A 17032-nucleotide genomic window follows, 5' to 3' on the forward strand; every position below is an offset into this window, starting at 1 on the left:
GGGATGAGTGGGAGCTTCGCGAGCATTTGCCGTCGCGCTTGCGACAGCAACGCCGCCCGCCCAGCTCTGGGCGGGATGGCGAGCGACGAAGAGCAAATGCGACGAGCGAAGGCGACCCACGAAGTGGGGAGCGGAGCAAGACCTTGGGGCTTGCGACTCAGCGGAGCGCAGCGACGCATCTGCGTTATCTGCGTTTTCCTTTTTCAGGTATCCCACTCACCACGAACTCACCTACAGCTTCGCCAGAAAAAAAGGTTGATAGACATTCTCAGATTTTTACCAGCAAGTTCGTGAAGTTTTAACTCAGTATAGCAGGTTAGATCAAAAAGAAGGGTAAATAGAAATTCTCAATATTTTTCTAAAAAATTCACCACTGGGCCCAGGCACCTTCGGAACCGTCGCGGTACAGACTTACCACCTCGCCGATCACGATGATCGCCGGAGGCTTTACCCCGACGCGGCCTGCAACCTCACCGATGTCTGCAAGCGTCGCACATGTCACCCGCTGATCCTTCCGGAACCCGCGTTCGATCACTGCAATCTTCGTCTCCGGTGTCTTGCCGTTTTCGATCAGAAGTTCCGCGATGACCGGGAGATTTTTGACGCCCATAAAGATTACAATCGTCCCGGGGCTTCCTGCAAGCCACTTCCAGTCAATGGAGGAAACCTCCTTTTCGGGATCCTCGTGACCGGTGACAAACGTCACCTGACTTGCCCACGACCGATGCGTCACCGGAATGCCGACACACTCAGGAACCGCAATCCCGCTCGTCACCCCGGGCACCACCTCAACGGCAATACCGTGCTCGCGGAGCGTTTCCATCTCCTCACCGCCGCGGCCGAACATAAACGGATCACCGCCTTTCAGCCGCACAACCGTTCCCCCGGCCTGTGCCTTTGCAACCAGCAGCGCTTCAATATCCGCCTGCTTCATCGTGTGGCATCCGCCATACTTGCCGACATCAATCTTCTCAGCCGACGCCGGAAGCGTGGACAACACCTCTTCACCCGGCAGCTGATCATACAGAATCACATCCGCTGAATCGATAACCTCACGCGCCTTTGCCGTCAGAAGTCCGAGGCCTCCCGGCCCGGACCCCACCAAATACACTTTACCTGTCATGATTTCAACCCGAGGGCAGTCCTTGCCTCCTCAATAAGTTCGGATGCAATTTCGCGGAACTGTATGCCGATCTCCGTTGCCTCCTCAAAGCTTGTGACCGTCTCCACGATACGGTCACTGCGGGTGCCGTCCAGCGACAGAACCTCCGCGATCAGGTGACCATTGCGGCAGAAAATGCCCTGCGGCGTAAAACAGCCGCCGCCCACCTGCTCCATTACCCGGCGTTCCACCCCCGTATCAAACGCGGTCTGCGGATCATTCAGCGGCGCAAACACCTCCCGGAGCTCCGGCGTGTCGCGGCAGACCACCGCAACCGTCCCCTGATTCGGCGACGGCACAAACTGATCCGCCGGCAGCCGTACCCCGTTCACATGATAGCCGAGCCGCACCAGACCGGCCTCCGCAAGCACAATCGCATCGTAGAGACCGTCATTCAGCTTGGAAAGCCGGGTATCCACATTGCCCCGCAGCGGCTCAACCCGCACCTGCGGCATGCACTGATAATACCGGAGAAGCTGTGCACGCCGCCGGGTACTTGACGTCCCCACCGAGTAGATCTCCTCCACCGGACGGTTAAACACAAAAAAATCATACGGCGGGTCACGGGGAAGAATCGCCGCCGTGATCAGCCCGTCCGGGCGTTCGGCCGGAATATCCTTCATACTGTGCACTGCCGCGTCGATCTCGCCGCGCAGAATCGCATTGTCCAGCTCGCGGACAAACACGCCCTGTCCCCCGATCTGATGCAGACCGCGGTCAAGCACCGCATCGCCGGAGGTGGTAATTATCTGCGATTCGGCAGGAACACCAGCTTCCGTGAGAAGTCCGAGCACATTATTGGTCTGTGCAAGCGCCAGCTTGCTGCCGCGGGTACCTATCCGCACGTTCAGCATTGACTATACACCTGCACAAGTTTTGTCATTTCCGATTCCCCGTGGGCGGTTGAGAGGAAGTTCGTCTCAAACTGCGACGGCGGCAGGAACACGCCGGCGGAGAGTGCTTTTTCCCAGAACCTGCGGAACGCATCCGTATCGCACTGTTTTGCCTCCGTGTAGTTGCGGGGCGCGGAACTGCGGAAGAAGTACTTGAACATCGATCCCATCCGCACAAAGGTTCCCGACGCCTTCGACGAAACAGCCTCTTCAATCTGCCGCGTTCTTTCGTCCAGTTTTGCGTAGATGTCCTCGTGCATGTGCAGATATTTGTTCATCGCAATTCCCGCGGCCATTGTTGCCGGGTTTGCGTTGAACGTGCCCGCATTGTACACCGGTCCTGCCGGAGAGATCATCTCCAGTATCTCCCGTCGTCCGCCGAACACTCCGATCGGCAGACCGCCGCCTGCAATCTTTCCCAGGGTGGTCAGGTCGGGCCGGATGTCAAACTTCACCTGCGCACCGCCGATACCGAGCCGGTATCCGGTGATCACTTCATCGAAGATAAGGAGAACATCATGCGCCGCGGTAATTTCACGAACAGCTTTGAGGTATCCGTCGTCAGGGAGGATCGGGCCGATGTTTCCCATCACCGGCTCGATGATGAATGCGGCGATGTTGTCGTTCTTCGACAACAGCTCCTCAAGGGCTTCGGGATCATTGTAGGGAACCTGCCGCGTGTGCGCCGCAAAGTCGGGAAGAACACCAGCCGAGTCGGGCGTGCCGTGCGTTGTTGCGCCCGAACCTGCGGCAATCAGCACCGCGTCATGCGCACCGTGGAAACCGCCTTCCACCTTGACGATGTCGGTCTTTCCGGTGAACCCGCGGGCGAGCCGGAGCGCTGCCATCGTGGCCTCCGTTCCGGTTGAGACGAACCGGAGCATGTCCATTGACGGATGATCGCCGCAGATCCGTTTTGCAAGATCGATCTCCAGTTCCGTTGGTGTGCCGTACAGCCAGCCGTTGTCCAGCTGCGAGGAGATTGCGGCTTTAATCACCGAGTTGGCGTGTCCGAGGAGCAGCGGGCCGTAGCCAAGGCAGCAGTCCACAAGATTTGTGTCTTCGACGGTTGTCAGTACCGCGCCTTTTGCGCTTTTCACATAGAAGGGGTACGGTTTGATTGCCCGTACCGGACTGGAGACGCCGCCCGGCAGCAGGGTTTTTGCCTCGTTAAACAGTGTCTCGCTGTTGCTCATGCCAGCCACCTCGCAACGTCCTGCGCATAGTAGGTGATGATCAGATCCGCTCCCGCACGTTTGATACTTGTCAGGGATTCCATTACAATCCGTTTTTCATCAATCCATCCGTTTTGTGCGGCGGCTTTGATCATTGAGTACTCGCCTGATACCTGGTAGGCGGCGGTGGGAAGACCGAGTTCCTTAACCTGCGCAAGTACGTCCAGATAGAAGCTTGCGGGTTTGACCATCAGAATGTCTGCACCTTCCTCTTTGTCCAGCAGTGATTCACGGAGCGCTTCACGGCCGTTTGCGGGGTTCATCTGATAGGTGGACCGGTCGCCGAAGGAGAAGCCGGAGTCCGCCGCTTCCCGGAAGGGGCCGTAGAGGGCGGAGGCAAATTTGGTGGAGTAGGACATGATGGGGATATATTCGTATCCGGCAGAGTCCAGTGCTTCGCGGATGGCCATGACCATGCCGTCCAGCATGCAGGAGGGTGCAACCATGTCGGCTCCCGCGGCGGCCTGACTGACGGCGATCTTCTGCATGAGGGCAAGGGATGCGTCGTTGTCCAGGTCCGGGCCGTCGCAGGATTCGTGAATGATGCCGCAGTGGCCGTGATCGGTGTATTCACAGGCGCAGAGGTCGGTGATTACTACCATGTCGGGAACCGCCGCTTTGATTGCGCGGGTTGCTTCCTGAATGACACCGTCCGCGGCAAAGGCCGAGCTTGCAACGGCGTCCTTGGTTTTCGGAATGCCGAAGAGGATCACAGCTTTGATGCCGTCTTTGGCGAGATCTTTGGCAACGTCGGCGGCAGCGGAGAGCGGCCAGCGGTACTGGCCGGGCATGGAGGTGATGGGGACTTTGTCCGCTGCTCCTTCCACAAAGAACAGGGGCATAATAAGATCATTGCGCGTTACTTGGGTTTCGGTAAACAGAGGACGCAGGCTCTGTCTTCTCAGCCGTCTTAATCGTGTTTGAGGAAACATACTTGTTCACCACGGGTAATTGCATCAACCAGTTTCCGGGCTGTTGTGATATCGGTACACTCGGCGCTCGCCCGAATTGAGAGGGTGGCGTCGGCAAGAAGTTTTTTTGTCAGGACGCGGGTCAGATCATCGATCACAGCGAGCGTGCGGGGGTCGGGAGAGTCCAGCTTTCCGAGCGCCTTATCACGTTCTCGTACACGGATTGACTCTGCCCAAGTATAAAGTCCTGCGATCAGATCACCTGCGGCGGTACGGTTGTAGAGCCGGATGAATTCAGGCAGGTACTGTTCGATCAGTTCACCAGCATGGGCGGCTTCGTCTTTGCGGTGTTCCATGTTTTTTTCTGAGACGGAGCGCAGGTCGTCGATGGTAAAGAGGTGGACGCCGGGGATACCGCGGCAGGCGTCGTCGGTGTCGCGGGGCTGGGCGATGTCGATGAGAATGAGTTTTCGCGGGGTCGGGTCGAGCGGCCAGAACCGTTCGTTCATGGTGGCGGCAAGCGGTTCTGCGGTAATAATTGCGTGCGGGGCTGCCGTGCAGGAGATGACGACGTCGGAGAGGGCGATGCAGGGGTAGAGCTGGTCCATGCGCATGGCACGACCGCCGATCTCCTGGGCAAGTTCTACGGCGTGGTTGTAGGTGCGGTTGGTTACATAGATTGCCCGCAGATTTTTTTCTGCGAGTGCCTGAGTGACCAGTTTTCCCATTTCACCGCCGCCGACGACGAGGATGTTGCGGCCGTCGAGACTGCCGAGCAGTTCTTCAGCAAGCCGGACTGCAGCTGAGCCGATAGAGACTGCGCCGCGGTTGATGTGGGTTGCGGCACGGATGTCAACGCCTGCGTGGATGGCGGTGTTGATGCAGATGTCAGTGACGGGGTCAGTGGTGCCGCATTCGCTGGCGAGCAGGAGGGCGCGTTTGAGCTGGCCGAGGATCTGGTCTTCGCCGATGATCATGGATTTGGTTCCGGCGGCAAGGGCGAGGAGATGACGCAGGGCGGCGTCTCCTTCGTAGAGGGTAAATCCGGTACGTCCGAGGCTGTGGAGGTAGTCGGTGAGTGCGGCTCCGGTGCCATGCACGAGGATTTCGACGCGGTTGCAGGTCTGTAAAAGGATGACTCCTTTGAAGTGCTGCCGGGAGTCGGTAAGGAAGGATGTTTCGTCTGCAAACCGGTATCCGGCAAGCTGGTTCTGGTCAAGGATGGTGTGATCAATTCCGGCGATGGCGACCGGCGTGAGAAGTCCGGTGTCCGGCATCAGAGGTATCCTGCGACAAGGTCGTCTGCATTTTTGTTTTCCCGGCATCTCTGCCGGATGGTTTCGTCGTGAAGAATGTTCCTGAGGATTTCCGCACGTTTTTCCTGGTCGGGAACGGTTTCCTTCAGCCGTTCGCGCAGGGAGGCAAGCAGCAGGATCATGTTGTCGAGTCCCTGATACCTTTCTTCAAGGTCTTCACGGATGCAGCGCGGGACTGCGGGGGCACGGCCTGAGGTGGAGACTGCAATGGTGTACTCTTTTCCCTGAACGGTTGAGGGGATGAGGAAGTTTGCGTCGTCGCTGGTTGCACAGTTGTACCATTTTTCCGCGGTTTTTGCGAGGCGGATGATGCGTTCATTCTGCCCGGTATCGGAGAGCGCGGCGATGATGATGTCGTGCTTTTCGATGAGGGTTCGGAGGTTGTCGTCTTCGATATCCGCAACGTCCATCTGTTTGATGGAGGTCTGGGGAAGAGAAAAGACGTCCGGGGAGATGCTGCGCGAGACGACGGTCATCCGGCAGCCGGTAAAATGGCGGGCTTTGCGAACGCCGACCGCTCCTGCACCAAAGATGAGGATGCGCTTTGCGGAGAGATCAAGCATCAGCGGAATCATTGGTAGTTATGTGGGTTTGCGTGTTACTTTAAGATGCTGTATTTCATACTGAGAGGAGGGAGGAAATCCATAGTGTGAAATAGTTCTGCATTCGTATGTTGTAGTATGAGTGATGCAGAGAAGAGTTCAGCGGACCTGGTGCGTCTGCTCTATGCTGAGGATAAGGCGGTGCGCAATGCGGCGGCGAAGGAGCTTGGCAGCCGCGGGATGGAAGGGTTTGCGGCGGCGGTCCCGCTGCTTGCGGATGTGTCCTGGGTTGTCCGCTACCGTGCCTGTGAGATCATCGGGATGACGAGACAGCCGGAGGCTTTTCCGGTGCTGCTCCGGATGCTTTCCGATCCCCGCGATCATGTGCGGTACATGGCGGTGAAAGGGCTGGGGATTCTTGGAGATTCCCGCGCTCTTCCTGATGTGATCCGGATGCAGGAGGATGAAAATCCGTTCGTGCGGAGGATTGCAGGGAAAATTGCGGCAGATCTTTCCTGATCCCGGCGGGCGTACCGGCCGCTGCGGTGCAAAAACGGGAAAAAGGAGGCCGGGCTTCGTCCCGGGCTTCGTGTGCTGTTGCGTGGCTGTTTTTCATCCTGCCTACTCACCACTCAGCAGTACACAATCAATAAAAAACCACAGGGACGTTTTTCCGGAGTCAGTGCAGGATGAAAATCCCGTCCGTCCCCCGTCCCGCAGAGACCCCGTGGATGGTCTATGAAAAAAAAGTTAGTAGTCGGTTTTCGTCTCAGATCGTCCCCCGCGGCGTTTCATCTCCGGCACCGGCAGTTCGGATCTGATATCCACCACCTCATCCTGCATCATCTCCATCCGCTGCCGGAGCAGCTCCGCAAGAACCTCCTCCACACCCTCGCCCGTGACCGTTGACATGTTGAAACGGTCCTCCGTCTTTTTGATATCGGCCTTGTTTACCACGGTCAGCATCGGAACCGTAACAATTCCTGCAATCTCCTCGCGGAGTTTCTCCTGCGCCTCAACCGAATAGCCGCAGTGTTCACTTGCATCGATCACAAACAGCACCAGATCCGCAACATACACAAGAGCGTTGAGTGCCTGCTTCTCAATGGCGTTGCGCTCCTCCTCGGTACGGTCAAGCAGACCCGGCGTATCAATAAACTGAATCCGTTTTCTCCGCTCCGCATTCCGGTGACCAACAACCACCCCCTTCGTAGTAAAGGGATACGATGCAATCTCCGGCTCGGCACTGGATACCAGCCGGATAAAGGACGACTTGCCGACGTTCGGGTACCCGGCAACCACGATAGTAAACTCATCCGTACTAATGACGGGAAGTTTGCGGAGCACGTTTCGCACATCATTCAGGTACCGGAGCGCATCATCTGCACGGTGCACAATGGATGCAATGCGGGCGACCGCACGCTTACGTTCGGTTAAAGGATCGGCACGCCGCATGCTGCGGGAGATTCCTCCTCCGACATCACGCACATTCTTTGCCGCCCAGCCCACCATGCCGAGTGCCTGGCGGAGATTATCCATGCCGAAGAGGATATCGCAAAGATCGCGATAGAACGGCGGGAGCTGTTCAAACTCAGGGAAACTCTGGATGATACTTACCAGCTTATCATGGGTTGCCTGCGTAATGGCACGGACAAAATCTTCGTTCGCGCGGTTCTTATTATTTTTTTCCCGCATTTTCTTTGCGGCACGCCGGAAACTGCGATCCAGCAGTTCATCGGCCGTGGGTATTGTAGGAATATTGTCAAAGTACATAGTTGCCTGATTCACTCGATTTCTTTATTAGGGTGGCGGTCTGAACAATCAGTATGGATTTGTCGCTGATCCAAAAAGATATCCTTATTACACTTATCTCGCTTTATCATCAATATTCGCATCCGATAAAAGGGGAAGATATTGCCGATATTATCAGGCGCAACCCCGGAACGGTCCGCAATCAGATGCAGGCCCTCAAAGCGCTGGGTCTGGTGGACGGAGTCCCCGGACCAAAAGGAGGATACCACCCGACCTCCCGCGCCTACAGTGAACTCAACGTTACTGCCGACGATTCGGAGAGCGAGGTAGCTATTCTCCGCAACGGCGAGATGATTGACGGTGTGCGCGTAAACGAGATCGACTTCACCACCCTGACGCACGCAGACCTCTGTCATGCGCTGATCAAAGTAATCGGCAACGTTCGTATCTTTGACGTAGGCGACAAAGTGACCATAGGCCCGACACCGGTGAACAAACTGCTCATCAAAGGCGAAGTGTTTGGCAAAGATGAGATCAACAGTGCCCTTCTCATCTCAACGTCGGAGATGACATCCCTGCCGAAACTTCCCATCCGTGAGTACATGACCGCCCCCCTCATCGCGCTGGAAACGGACATGACCGTTGCCTACGTAATGAAAACGCTGTTGCAGCGGAGAATTCACGGTGCGCCGGTAATTGAAGGATGTCAGCTTCTGGGGATTGTCACCCTGACAGACATTGTTTCAGCGATCGACCGGGGCGTTGCGATGGACTCCCCGATTGCAGAGATCATGGTCCGCAATGTTGTTACCATCCCCGGAGATATGCGGCTGTATGAGGTTATCCGCAGATTCAAAGAACAGGACATCGGTCGGGTAATCGTAACCGAGGAGGGAAAACCGATTGGTATTCTTACCCATTCGGATATTATCCGGGTGTTTCCCACCCTTTGAACCACCCGTTGTATTCAAAACGGATATATACTTTCGTTATCAATAAAATCTACTGATTACTATGAAGAGTGAGCAGTTTACCCATTCGATCCGCAAAAAGAGAGTGATGAGCACCGACGGAAAAATTATCGGACAGATCAAGAACATCACTTTTGACAGTGTAACCGGGCAGCTGCTGAATCTCGTCGTGCGTCCGGATCAGACATTTGATGCATCCGGTTACAAACTGGACGGAGACGCAATTACCCTGCCGTTTGAGGCGGTTAAAGACATCACGGACTTCATCGTGGTGGACCGCTATATGCTGCGGTAAAAAAATATCAACAGATTCTCCTGCGTTTTTAGGAGAATACTCTTCAGAATCATTTTTCAGGGAAAGTACCTGGCGAGGGCCTCGGCTGTTCCTTCCCCAAAGGGTTTGTCCATGATATCGTCTGCTGCTGCCCGCGCTTCGGGGCTTGCATTTGCCGGAACCACAGCTATACCTGCTGATTTGAGCATGGAAACATCGTTAACCGAATCGCCTGCGGCAAGAAAATCAGCAGGGGTAAGGCCCATGAGTTTTGCGAGTTTTGCAAGAGCTGCTCCCTTGGAAAGTCCCGGCGGCTGGAGATGGATGGCAAAACCGGTATCTACGACCTGCACCGGCATTCCTGCAAGGAGGCGGCTTACCTCGCCTGCATCCACATCACGGGCAAAGGCAACATCAGAGTACCGGTACTCGCTGCTGTAGAGCCGCAGCTCCTCTCCTTTCGGCTGAAAATGATCAATGATTTTCTGGTAAGCAACAAGACAAAGTTCGCGATCACCCTCGGCATGGCGCGTTCCGGTATATCCATGACGGTACACTCCGCCGTTTTCTGCAATGATGTCACCATCTGTTCCGATCATTTTGGATAAAGCATCAATAAAACAGACGGTATTGCCGGATGCCAGAACCACCGGAATATCTGTATCCACCAGACGACGGATCTCTTCCACGGCATGCATTGAGAGGCGCCGCCGATCATCGGTGAGCGTTCCGTCGATATCGGTGACGAAGGCTTTGGGCATGAAAAATATATTGGGGCCGGCAGGGTTTTAGTGTTTCCGCGGGAAGCATTATCCTGCCTCCTTTTTTCGTGCGATTCTCCTGACCCTCTTCAAGTTACCGGACACGATATGATGAATCGCTCGCAAAAAAAAACACTGGCAGAGATGCTCTTTGGAAGCGGATGACTCTGCCTCTGTTTTTCTGCGGGTTTTTTCCGGGATAATACCCGCCGCGTGGCTGTTCAGCAGGGTTTGATACCTGCGGTCTCAACCATGAAGGTAGCCTCTCCCTCAGGGAGGTTCGGGCTGTCCACGAGCCGGGCAATACGTTTGCCTGCCTTACTCTTCCTGAGGTAGAGACGGAATGTTGCCGAGTGACCGACGATATTGCCGCCGATCGGTTTTGTCGGATCGCCGAAGAAAACACCGGGGTTGGACATGACCTGATTCGTGACGATGGCAACCGCATTCAGTTCATCAACGAGCTTGAAGAGATCATGCAGATGGCGGTTGAGCTTCTGCTGACGTCCGGCAAGGGTACCGCGGCCTGCATACTCGGCACGGAAGAGACCGGTCAGAGAGTCCACAATGATCAGCTTGACCGGCATATCCGTCTCTTTGAGTTCATTCGCCAGATCCCGTGCAGAATCAATCAGAAGCATCTGGTGATCCGAACTGTGGGCACGGGCAACATGGATGTTTGCAAGGAACGTTTCCGCCGACGGAATCTCATATCCTTCGGGAAGCGGCTTTTCAAACTCAAGACCTGCCACCATCTGTTCTATACGCTCCGGGCGGAACGTGTTCTCCGTATCGATGTAGAGGCAGCTGCCGCTAAGGCCGCCCACTTCCTGGGGAAGCTGGCAGTTCACTGCAAGCTGGTGGACAATCTGCGACTTTCCGGAACCGAACTCGCCATAAAACTCGGTAATGGCCTGTGTCTCAATACCGCCTCCCAGAAGTTCATCCACCTCGGGGACGAACGTACTGAGCTTGAGAACCTCCTGTCTGCGTGCAAGAACATCCGTACCGGTCTTGAATCCTCCGATATCAGCGATTTCACGGGCTGCCTTGATGATCTTTTTCGCCGTTGACTCGCCAAGCTCGGCAGCCTCGGAGAGATCAACCGGTGCTGCGGTTGCAATACTTTCAACGGTTATGTACCCTGCCTCACGGAGACGGTCGGCGGTTGCCGGTCCGACTCCGGGAATGTCCTCAATATCAGCTGCTGTCATATCTTCTGTCTCCTTCGTATTGTTGAGATATACTATTAGATCGACATTTGCGGCATATAAACCCCTGACCGCGCGGTGTGAAAGTGCCCTCCGTACGAAGTACGGTGGTCCCCTCTCCCCTGTCAGCATCCATACAGATTTATCCATATCCCCCTTACGATTCCATCATGACACCTGCGGAGGACTCATCCTTCAAATCAGCCTTGCTCAGTACTGCAGGCGATCTCGCCAAAAATCCGGTTATCGGTCCCGTAATCGAACAGATCGCGTATGACTTCCTCTCCTCCCCCGAGTGCCGCGATGCATTCGTCGCATACGCAAAACGGAGAATCAAAGAAAACATCGGAGTACAAAAATAGATCACAGATTGCGCAGCCGATCCTTCAGATCGGCTGCCGAAACCCGCACCACTTCCACACTCTCCGCATACAGCCGGGAGTTTTTACAGATACCTCTGGCCCGGATACAGGCCGCCGGGGCAAGCGGCATATCGGTTACCAGCAGAAAGGCCTGTGTTCCATCGTCAATTGTCATTCCCTCGCACCGGGGGACAACAAATCCCTCAACCTCGGTATAGACACCCTCCTCTTCCCGCTCCCGCAGAATCGCACCGCGACCGACGGAAAGCTCCACATCCCCGTACTTGTTCAGCTTTGCCGGTGCATTGACAACCTCAATCCTGTCACCGGCAAACACTGCCGTATCCGCAGCTTCATTCCAGCATGCAACGTTTACGTATCCGTATCCGGTCTCGCTGCCGACCTTGACGTTCTTCACCCGTGACTCGGTTCCCCGGCGAGTGGTAAACGTCCGGATGGGCGAGACGGATCGCACAACCCCGGTCACCACCGACGTCTGGCCTTCGGTGACATCGCCTGCATCGCAGGTGAGAACCTCGATCGGTTCTGCGTGCGGCGTTATCACCACACCGTCGCCTGCGACGTACTCAACCGAATCCTCATCCTCTTTTCGGGTGAGTCCGGCAAAACTTACCGACACCCCCTCCTCCAGATCCGCGAACAGTTCCGGTTCCCAGGTAATGATGCGGGCCGTTCCGGACGGATCGCCTACAAGAATCTCCTGAAGCTCGGACAGGGATCCGTCACGGCGGGTGATCTCGCGGACCGATCCTATATGGAGCACTTTTACCGCCAGAGGGATCTTCATCGTTTCAGACTTCGGCGGTTTCTTCGTCTCCACGATGGTGACCTGACTCGGTCTGAGCGCCGCGCAGGTCACCTCGTTCCGGTAACCGGGCCGCGGTTTTGCGATCACCTCAAGAACCGACCCGACCTCAAGCTCCGGAACGGCTGCAGCCATTGCATCCCACAGCGTCATCTTTACGGTACCGGTCGGATCTCCAAGGACGAGGGATGCCACCAGTCCCGGTTCCCGGTCTTCGCCGTCGCGTTTGAACTCGCGGGGTGGAGTTATCTCAAGAATTTTTCCGAAAAAAGATACGAGGGCCGTAGCGGTATTTTTAATCTCGCCGATTTTTATGTGGCTGCGCCCCAACTCCTCAACAACGAGCATGGCGGCGCAGATTTCATCAACCGCACCGCCGAGCTCTTCGCATTTGGTTTCTACCCGCTCGTCAAACTCCTCTTTGGTCAAGAGATCGGAGACGAGCGCATAGTGCATGACTTACTTCCTGTGCCAGGACGGATACACGACGGTAGCCGTCATGTCCTCGTAGGTTTCGGCGCGGCGCATCAGTTCGGCTTTATCGCCGTTGACAAGGACTTCCGGACACCGCGGACGGCTGTTGTACTGCGAAGACATGGCATAGCCGTATGCTCCTGCATCCAGAACCGCGATAACATCACCGGTCACGGTCTCCGGAAGGCTCCGGTCAGCGGCAAGAATGTCGCCGGTCTCGCAAATTGGGCCGGTAACGGTTGCGATGATCGCTGCAGGTGCGTCGGCCTTGTTTGCCACCACCACTTCGTGCCAGGAATCATACATTGCCGGACGGATCAGAAGATTGAATCCCGCATCCACGTTGATAAAGGTCTTGTGGACAGTCTTGACCGAGTTGACACCGGTCAGCAGAATGGTGGATTCGCCGACCATCCAGCGTCCGGGTTCGACCCAGAATGCAGGCGAGATGCCGGCATCTTTACAGGCATCCACGAAAACGGGCATGACCGCTGCGGCGTACTCCTCCGGAGTCGGGGCTGCATCCGGGTTTTCCCCGCGGTGATACGGAATGCCAAGACCTCCGCCGAAATCCACAAACTCCAGTTTGACACCGAGTCGGGTGATCTCTTTTGCCACATTCATAATGACACCGCAGGCGATTCTGAACGGCTCTATCTCCAGAATCTGTGACCCGATATGGCAGTGCATGCCGACCGGAACGATGTACTCGCAGGCAAGCGCTTCGGCGTAGGCGTCAAGGATCATCTCTGCCGGAATGCCGAACTTGCTGTTTTTGATACCGGTTGCAATCTTCGGATGGGTCGGGACGTTGATCTCCGGATTAACACGGAATCCGATTTTTGCGGTCTTCTTCATCTCTCTGGTGATGGCATCGAGCTGATGAAGTTCGTCAACGGAGTCCACGGAGATTTTGATCCCGTGTTCAACTGCCGCCCGGAGATCGGCAGCGGTCTTGGAACTGCCGTTGAAAAGCAGTTTTTCCGGAGGCATACCGCCTTCCAGGGCCGCACGCATCTCACCTAAGGAGAAGACATCTGCCCCTGCACCCTCGCGTGCGAGGGTCTGGATGAGGACCGGATTTTCATTTGCTTTTGCGGCATAGAGCAGCTGGACGTTGTCCGTATATGTTCTGAGGGCTGCTTCAAAGCGGCGGAAGTTTTTGATTACATGGGTTTCGTTGGTGACGTAGAGCGGGGTACCGAATTTTTTTGCAAGCTCTACGGTATCAACGCCGCCGCAGTAGAGGTGGCCGCCCTGAATGGAAAGTGATTCGGGAAGATTCATTTCAGTTACCGGTGATGTTGTGTTCTTTCATGCGGGCAATGGCTTCGCTGATGCGTTCTACCGGGCGGGTGATGGCGAAGCGGACGTAACCTTCACCATTCGGACCAAAGCCGGTTCCGGGGGTAACAACGATGCCTGCTTCGTTGATCATTCTCTGGGTGAACTCAACGGAGTTGTTCACCTTCATCCAGACATAGAATGTTGCTTTGGGAACGTGAACGGTGAAACCGAGGGACTGAAGGCCTGCAACGAGTGCGTCGCGGCGTTCCTGATAAATAGCACAGGCATGTGCGACACAGTCCTGCGAGCCGGTAAGTGCCACGATTGCGGCGCGCTGGACTGCATCGAACGCTCCCGAATCGATGTTGGTTTTGACGCGGCCGAATGCACCGATGAGGTCGGCATTTCCGACGGCCATGCCAATCCGCCAGCCGGTCATGTTATAGGTTTTGGAGAGGGAATGCGTCTCAATACCGACGTCCATTGCACCGCTTGCCTGTAAGAAAGAGGGCGCCTTGTAGCCGTCGTAGGAAATCTCCGAGTATGCATTGTCGTGGACGACGATGATGTCATTGTTTTTGGCGAACTCGACGGTTTCGTTGAAGAATTTCATGGGTGCTACCGCGCCGGTCGGGTTGTTCGGGTAGCCGATGAACATCAGTTTTGCGCCGGCCACAATGTTTTTGGGGATTGCATCATAGTCGGGAAGGAAATCGTTTTCCTCAAGGAGCGGCATGTTGTAGCATTTTCCTTCGGCAAAGAGCGTGGAGGTCTTGTAGACGGGGTAACCCGGGTCGGATGCAAGCACGTAGTCTCCCGGGTTTACAAACGCCTCAGGGATATGTGCGATTCCCTCCTTGGAGCCGATGAGTGCCAGAACTTCTTTGGCAGGATCGAGGGTGATGCCGAACCGGTTTTTGTACCAGGCGGCGACCGCTTTGCGGTACTCGATCATGCCGAGATAGTCGGGATAGTGGTGGGTTGCCGGATCACGGGCGGCTTCGCACAGCGCATCAACGATGTGTGCGGGAGTCGCAAGGTCGGGATCTCCTACTCCGAGGTCAATGAGGTCAACGCCTTCGGCACGTTTCTGTGCTTTGATAGCGTCGATCTGGGCAAACAGATAGGGTGGTAAGTTGTCCAGGCGTTTTGCGTACATCGCTAAGTATGTTAGACTCTGACATAGTTAAGAGTCACGGATACGCGCGGAAAAACACGGACCACACGTAACCCGCGTGTCTGATGTGCCGTATGCCGGCGGAATGAAAGATGCGGGGAAAGAGACAGTACCGGAGAGGTCTTCTGTATTGTCACTACCTGCATATCCATATCTTTTCAAATACAAGAACAGCAATATACTACTATCAGTTCAATTCACAGCGTGAATTGCATATGCCGAGGTGACCGGAACGGACAAGAAAATTGTGTATATGGATCATGCCGCAACAACATATGCGGCGCCGGAGGTTGTGGAGGCGATGCTTCCGTACTTCTCCGAAAAGTTCGGCAACCCGTCGTCGGTGTACAGCATCGGCCAGGAGAACAAAGCGGCAATTGATGCAGCTCGTGCGAAGGTTGCGGCGGCCATCAATGCGGAGCCAAACGAGATTTACTTTACCGCCGGCGGTTCTGAATCCGATAACTGGGTGCTCAAAGGTGTTGCCTTTGCCAATATCCGGAAAGGAAAACACATCATCACTACCGCAGTCGAGCATCACGCGATTCTGCACGCAGCCGAGTGGCTGCAGTCCCAGGGTTTTGAGGTGACCTATCTGCCGGTGGACCGCTACGGTATGGTGTCGCCTGCGGATGTGGAGAAAGCGATTCGTCCGGATACGATCCTCATCTCCGTCATGTATGCCAACAATGAGGTTGGAACCATCCAGCCGGTTGCAGAGATCGGGGCAATTGCCAAAGCGCACGGAATTTATTTCCACACCGATGCCGTGCAGGCGGTTGGTCATGTCCCGATTGATGTAAAGGCCGAACACATCGATATGCTTTCGCTGTCCGGGCATAAGTTCTACGGGCCGAAAGGTATCGGTGCACTCTATATCCGGCGCGGCGTGCGGATTTCAAATCTGATCCACGGCGGTGCCCAGGAGAGTAAACACCGTGCGGGAACCGAGAATGTCCCGGGCATTGTTGGTATCGGTGCCGCGATTGAGCGGGCTGTCCGCGTGATGCCGCAGGAGTCAGCACGGCTGACTGCTCTGCGGGATCACCTGATTACCGAACTTCTCAAAATTCCGGCGAGTCACTTAAACGGTCACCCGACAAAGCGTCTGCCGAACAATGTGAACATCACGTTTGAGTACATCGAAGGAGAGGGTATTCTGCTGCTGCTCAATATGTTCGGCATCTGTGCATCCACCGGCAGTGCCTGCAACTCTGCTTCCCTTGAACCGTCCCATGTGCTGACGGCGATGGGCGTTCCGCATGAAATTGCCCATGGGTCGGTTCGTCTGACTCTTGGTGAGCTGAACACAGAGGAGGATGTTTCGTATGTTCTGGAAAAACTTCCGGAGATTATTCACAAGCTCCGGTCGATGTCTCCCCTTACCCCTGAGGAGCTGAGATAAATGTACAGTGAAAAAGTTATGGATCATTTCATGAACCCGCGGAATGTGGGTGTCATTGAAGATGCGAATGGTGTCGGCGAAGAAGGAAACCCTTCCTGCGGCGATATCATGAAGATGTACCTGAAAGTTGAGAACGACAGAATTGTAGACGCAAAGTTCCAGACCTTCGGCTGCGGGGCTGCAATTGCTTCCAGCAGTATGGCGACCGAGATGATCAAGGGCAAGACTCTGGAAGAGGCCTGGCAGCTTTCCAATAAAGCGGTTGCAGAAGCGCTTGATGGTCTGCCGCCGATCAAAATGCACTGTTCGGTCCTTGCGGAGGAGACGATTCACAAGGCGATTAATGATTATCTGGTCAAAAACGGCCGGGAACCCTGGGGCGAACCTGCATCGTGTTCCTCCTGCGGTCACGACTGCGACACCTGCGGCGAGTGATCCCGCAGATCTTTTTTCTGCCGTCTATTTTTTCTCTC

At 55.5% G+C, this 17032-nt stretch carries 19 protein-coding genes; 7 read left to right on the top strand and 12 right to left on the bottom strand.

Features of this window, described 5'->3' with window-relative positions; translation table 11 throughout:
• A partial coding sequence (locus O0S09_RS07970; protein ID WP_268923441.1) for a hypothetical protein occupies window positions 1-302 on the top strand: 302 nt, incomplete at its 5' end.
• A 65-nt stretch (window positions 303-367) separates the two neighbouring features.
• Here the strand turns inward: O0S09_RS07970 and cobA are convergent.
• Genes cobA through O0S09_RS08000 form a run of 6 tightly spaced genes read right to left on the bottom strand, consistent with a single transcriptional unit; the run spans window position 368 to window position 6092 of the window.
• Window positions 368-1123, bottom strand: coding sequence for a uroporphyrinogen-III C-methyltransferase (gene cobA / locus O0S09_RS07975; RefSeq protein ID WP_268923442.1), 756 nt, complete (start codon window positions 1121-1123; stop codon window positions 368-370).
• Window positions 1120-2016, bottom strand: a complete 897-nt coding sequence (gene hemC / locus O0S09_RS07980) for a hydroxymethylbilane synthase (RefSeq protein WP_338148510.1) — start codon at window positions 2014-2016, stop codon at window positions 1120-1122. Before hemC ends, cobA begins: the two co-directional genes overlap by 4 nt.
• Window positions 2010-3251, bottom strand: a complete 1242-nt coding sequence (gene hemL, locus O0S09_RS07985) for a glutamate-1-semialdehyde 2,1-aminomutase (RefSeq protein ID WP_268923443.1) — start codon at window positions 3249-3251, stop codon at window positions 2010-2012. The genes hemC and hemL overlap by 7 nt, the downstream gene beginning before the upstream one ends.
• Complete coding sequence (gene hemB / locus O0S09_RS07990; RefSeq protein ID WP_268923444.1) at window positions 3248-4222, bottom strand: porphobilinogen synthase; 975 nt, start codon at window positions 4220-4222, stop codon at window positions 3248-3250. Before hemB ends, hemL begins: the two co-directional genes overlap by 4 nt.
• Window positions 4201-5478, bottom strand: a complete 1278-nt coding sequence (hemA, locus tag O0S09_RS07995) for a glutamyl-tRNA reductase (RefSeq protein WP_268923445.1) — start codon at window positions 5476-5478, stop codon at window positions 4201-4203. Before hemA ends, hemB begins: the two co-directional genes overlap by 22 nt.
• Window positions 5478-6092: a precorrin-2 dehydrogenase/sirohydrochlorin ferrochelatase family protein gene (locus O0S09_RS08000; RefSeq protein ID WP_268923446.1), complete on the bottom strand. Its 615-nt coding sequence runs from the start codon at window positions 6090-6092 to the stop codon at window positions 5478-5480. The genes hemA and O0S09_RS08000 overlap by 1 nt, the downstream gene beginning before the upstream one ends.
• Before the next feature lie 105 nt (window positions 6093-6197).
• On the opposite strand from O0S09_RS08000, the gene O0S09_RS08005 reads away from it, so the two are divergent.
• Entirely contained in the window at window positions 6198-6578 is a 381-nt protein-coding gene (locus tag O0S09_RS08005; protein WP_268923447.1) for a HEAT repeat domain-containing protein, read from the top strand.
• Window positions 6579-6809: 231 nt separating this feature from the next.
• On the opposite strand, the gene O0S09_RS08010 is transcribed toward O0S09_RS08005, so the two are convergent.
• Window positions 6810-7832 carry an NOG1 family protein gene (locus O0S09_RS08010; RefSeq protein ID WP_268923495.1) on the bottom strand — a complete coding sequence of 341 codons (1023 nt, stop codon included), beginning with the start codon at window positions 7830-7832 and terminating at the stop codon, window positions 6810-6812.
• Window positions 7833-7885: 53 nt separating this feature from the next.
• On the opposite strand from O0S09_RS08010, the gene O0S09_RS08015 reads away from it, so the two are divergent.
• Both O0S09_RS08015 and O0S09_RS08020 read left to right on the top strand, forming a co-directional pair.
• Complete coding sequence (locus tag O0S09_RS08015; protein WP_268923448.1) at window positions 7886-8764, top strand: CBS domain-containing protein; 879 nt, start codon at window positions 7886-7888, stop codon at window positions 8762-8764.
• A gap of 61 nt (window positions 8765-8825) precedes the next feature.
• Entirely contained in the window at window positions 8826-9077 is a 252-nt protein-coding gene (locus tag O0S09_RS08020) for a PRC-barrel domain-containing protein (RefSeq protein WP_268923449.1), read from the top strand.
• Between the two features lie 56 nt (window positions 9078-9133).
• Here the strand turns inward: O0S09_RS08020 and O0S09_RS08025 are convergent, their stop codons facing one another.
• Window positions 9134-9817 carry a phosphoglycolate phosphatase gene (locus tag O0S09_RS08025; RefSeq protein WP_268923450.1) on the bottom strand — a complete coding sequence of 228 codons (684 nt, stop codon included), beginning with the start codon at window positions 9815-9817 and terminating at the stop codon, window positions 9134-9136.
• 221 nt (window positions 9818-10038) lie between these two features.
• Window positions 10039-11031 (bottom strand): DNA repair and recombination protein RadA, encoded by a 993-nt coding sequence (radA, locus tag O0S09_RS08030; protein WP_268923451.1) that lies wholly within the window; start codon window positions 11029-11031, stop codon window positions 10039-10041.
• A 167-nt stretch (window positions 11032-11198) separates the two neighbouring features.
• Between radA and O0S09_RS08035 the strand changes: the two genes are divergently transcribed.
• Window positions 11199-11390 carry a hypothetical protein gene (locus O0S09_RS08035; protein WP_268923452.1) on the top strand — a complete coding sequence of 64 codons (192 nt, stop codon included), beginning with the start codon at window positions 11199-11201 and terminating at the stop codon, window positions 11388-11390.
• Between the two features lies 1 nt (window position 11391).
• On the opposite strand, the gene O0S09_RS08040 is transcribed toward O0S09_RS08035, so the two are convergent.
• Genes O0S09_RS08040 through O0S09_RS08050 form a run of 3 tightly spaced genes read right to left on the bottom strand, consistent with a single transcriptional unit; the run spans window position 11392 to window position 15136 of the window.
• Window positions 11392-12672, bottom strand: a complete 1281-nt coding sequence (locus O0S09_RS08040; RefSeq protein ID WP_268923453.1) for a hypothetical protein — start codon at window positions 12670-12672, stop codon at window positions 11392-11394.
• A 3-nt stretch (window positions 12673-12675) separates the two neighbouring features.
• A complete protein-coding gene (lysA, locus tag O0S09_RS08045) occupies window positions 12676-13977 on the bottom strand; it encodes a diaminopimelate decarboxylase (RefSeq protein WP_268923454.1) in 1302 nt (433 codons plus the stop codon).
• A 1-nt stretch (window position 13978) separates the two neighbouring features.
• Complete coding sequence (locus tag O0S09_RS08050; RefSeq protein WP_268923455.1) at window positions 13979-15136, bottom strand: LL-diaminopimelate aminotransferase; 1158 nt, start codon at window positions 15134-15136, stop codon at window positions 13979-13981.
• Between the two features lie 271 nt (window positions 15137-15407).
• Here O0S09_RS08050 and nifS point away from each other — a divergent pair, with 271 nt between their 5' ends.
• On the top strand, window positions 15408-16559 hold the full coding sequence (nifS, locus tag O0S09_RS08055; protein WP_268923496.1) for a cysteine desulfurase NifS: 1152 nt from the start codon (window positions 15408-15410) through the stop codon (window positions 16557-16559).
• The gene (gene nifU, locus O0S09_RS08060; protein ID WP_268923456.1) at window positions 16560-16994 is read left to right on the top strand and encodes a Fe-S cluster assembly scaffold protein NifU; all 435 of its coding nucleotides are present in this window, start codon (window positions 16560-16562) and stop codon (window positions 16992-16994) included.
• Window positions 16995-17032: the final 38 nt, after the last annotated feature.

Source organism: Methanocorpusculum vombati, from assembly GCF_026891935.1.
In the GTDB taxonomy this organism is placed as follows: domain Archaea; phylum Halobacteriota; class Methanomicrobia; order Methanomicrobiales; family Methanocorpusculaceae; genus Methanocorpusculum; species Methanocorpusculum vombati.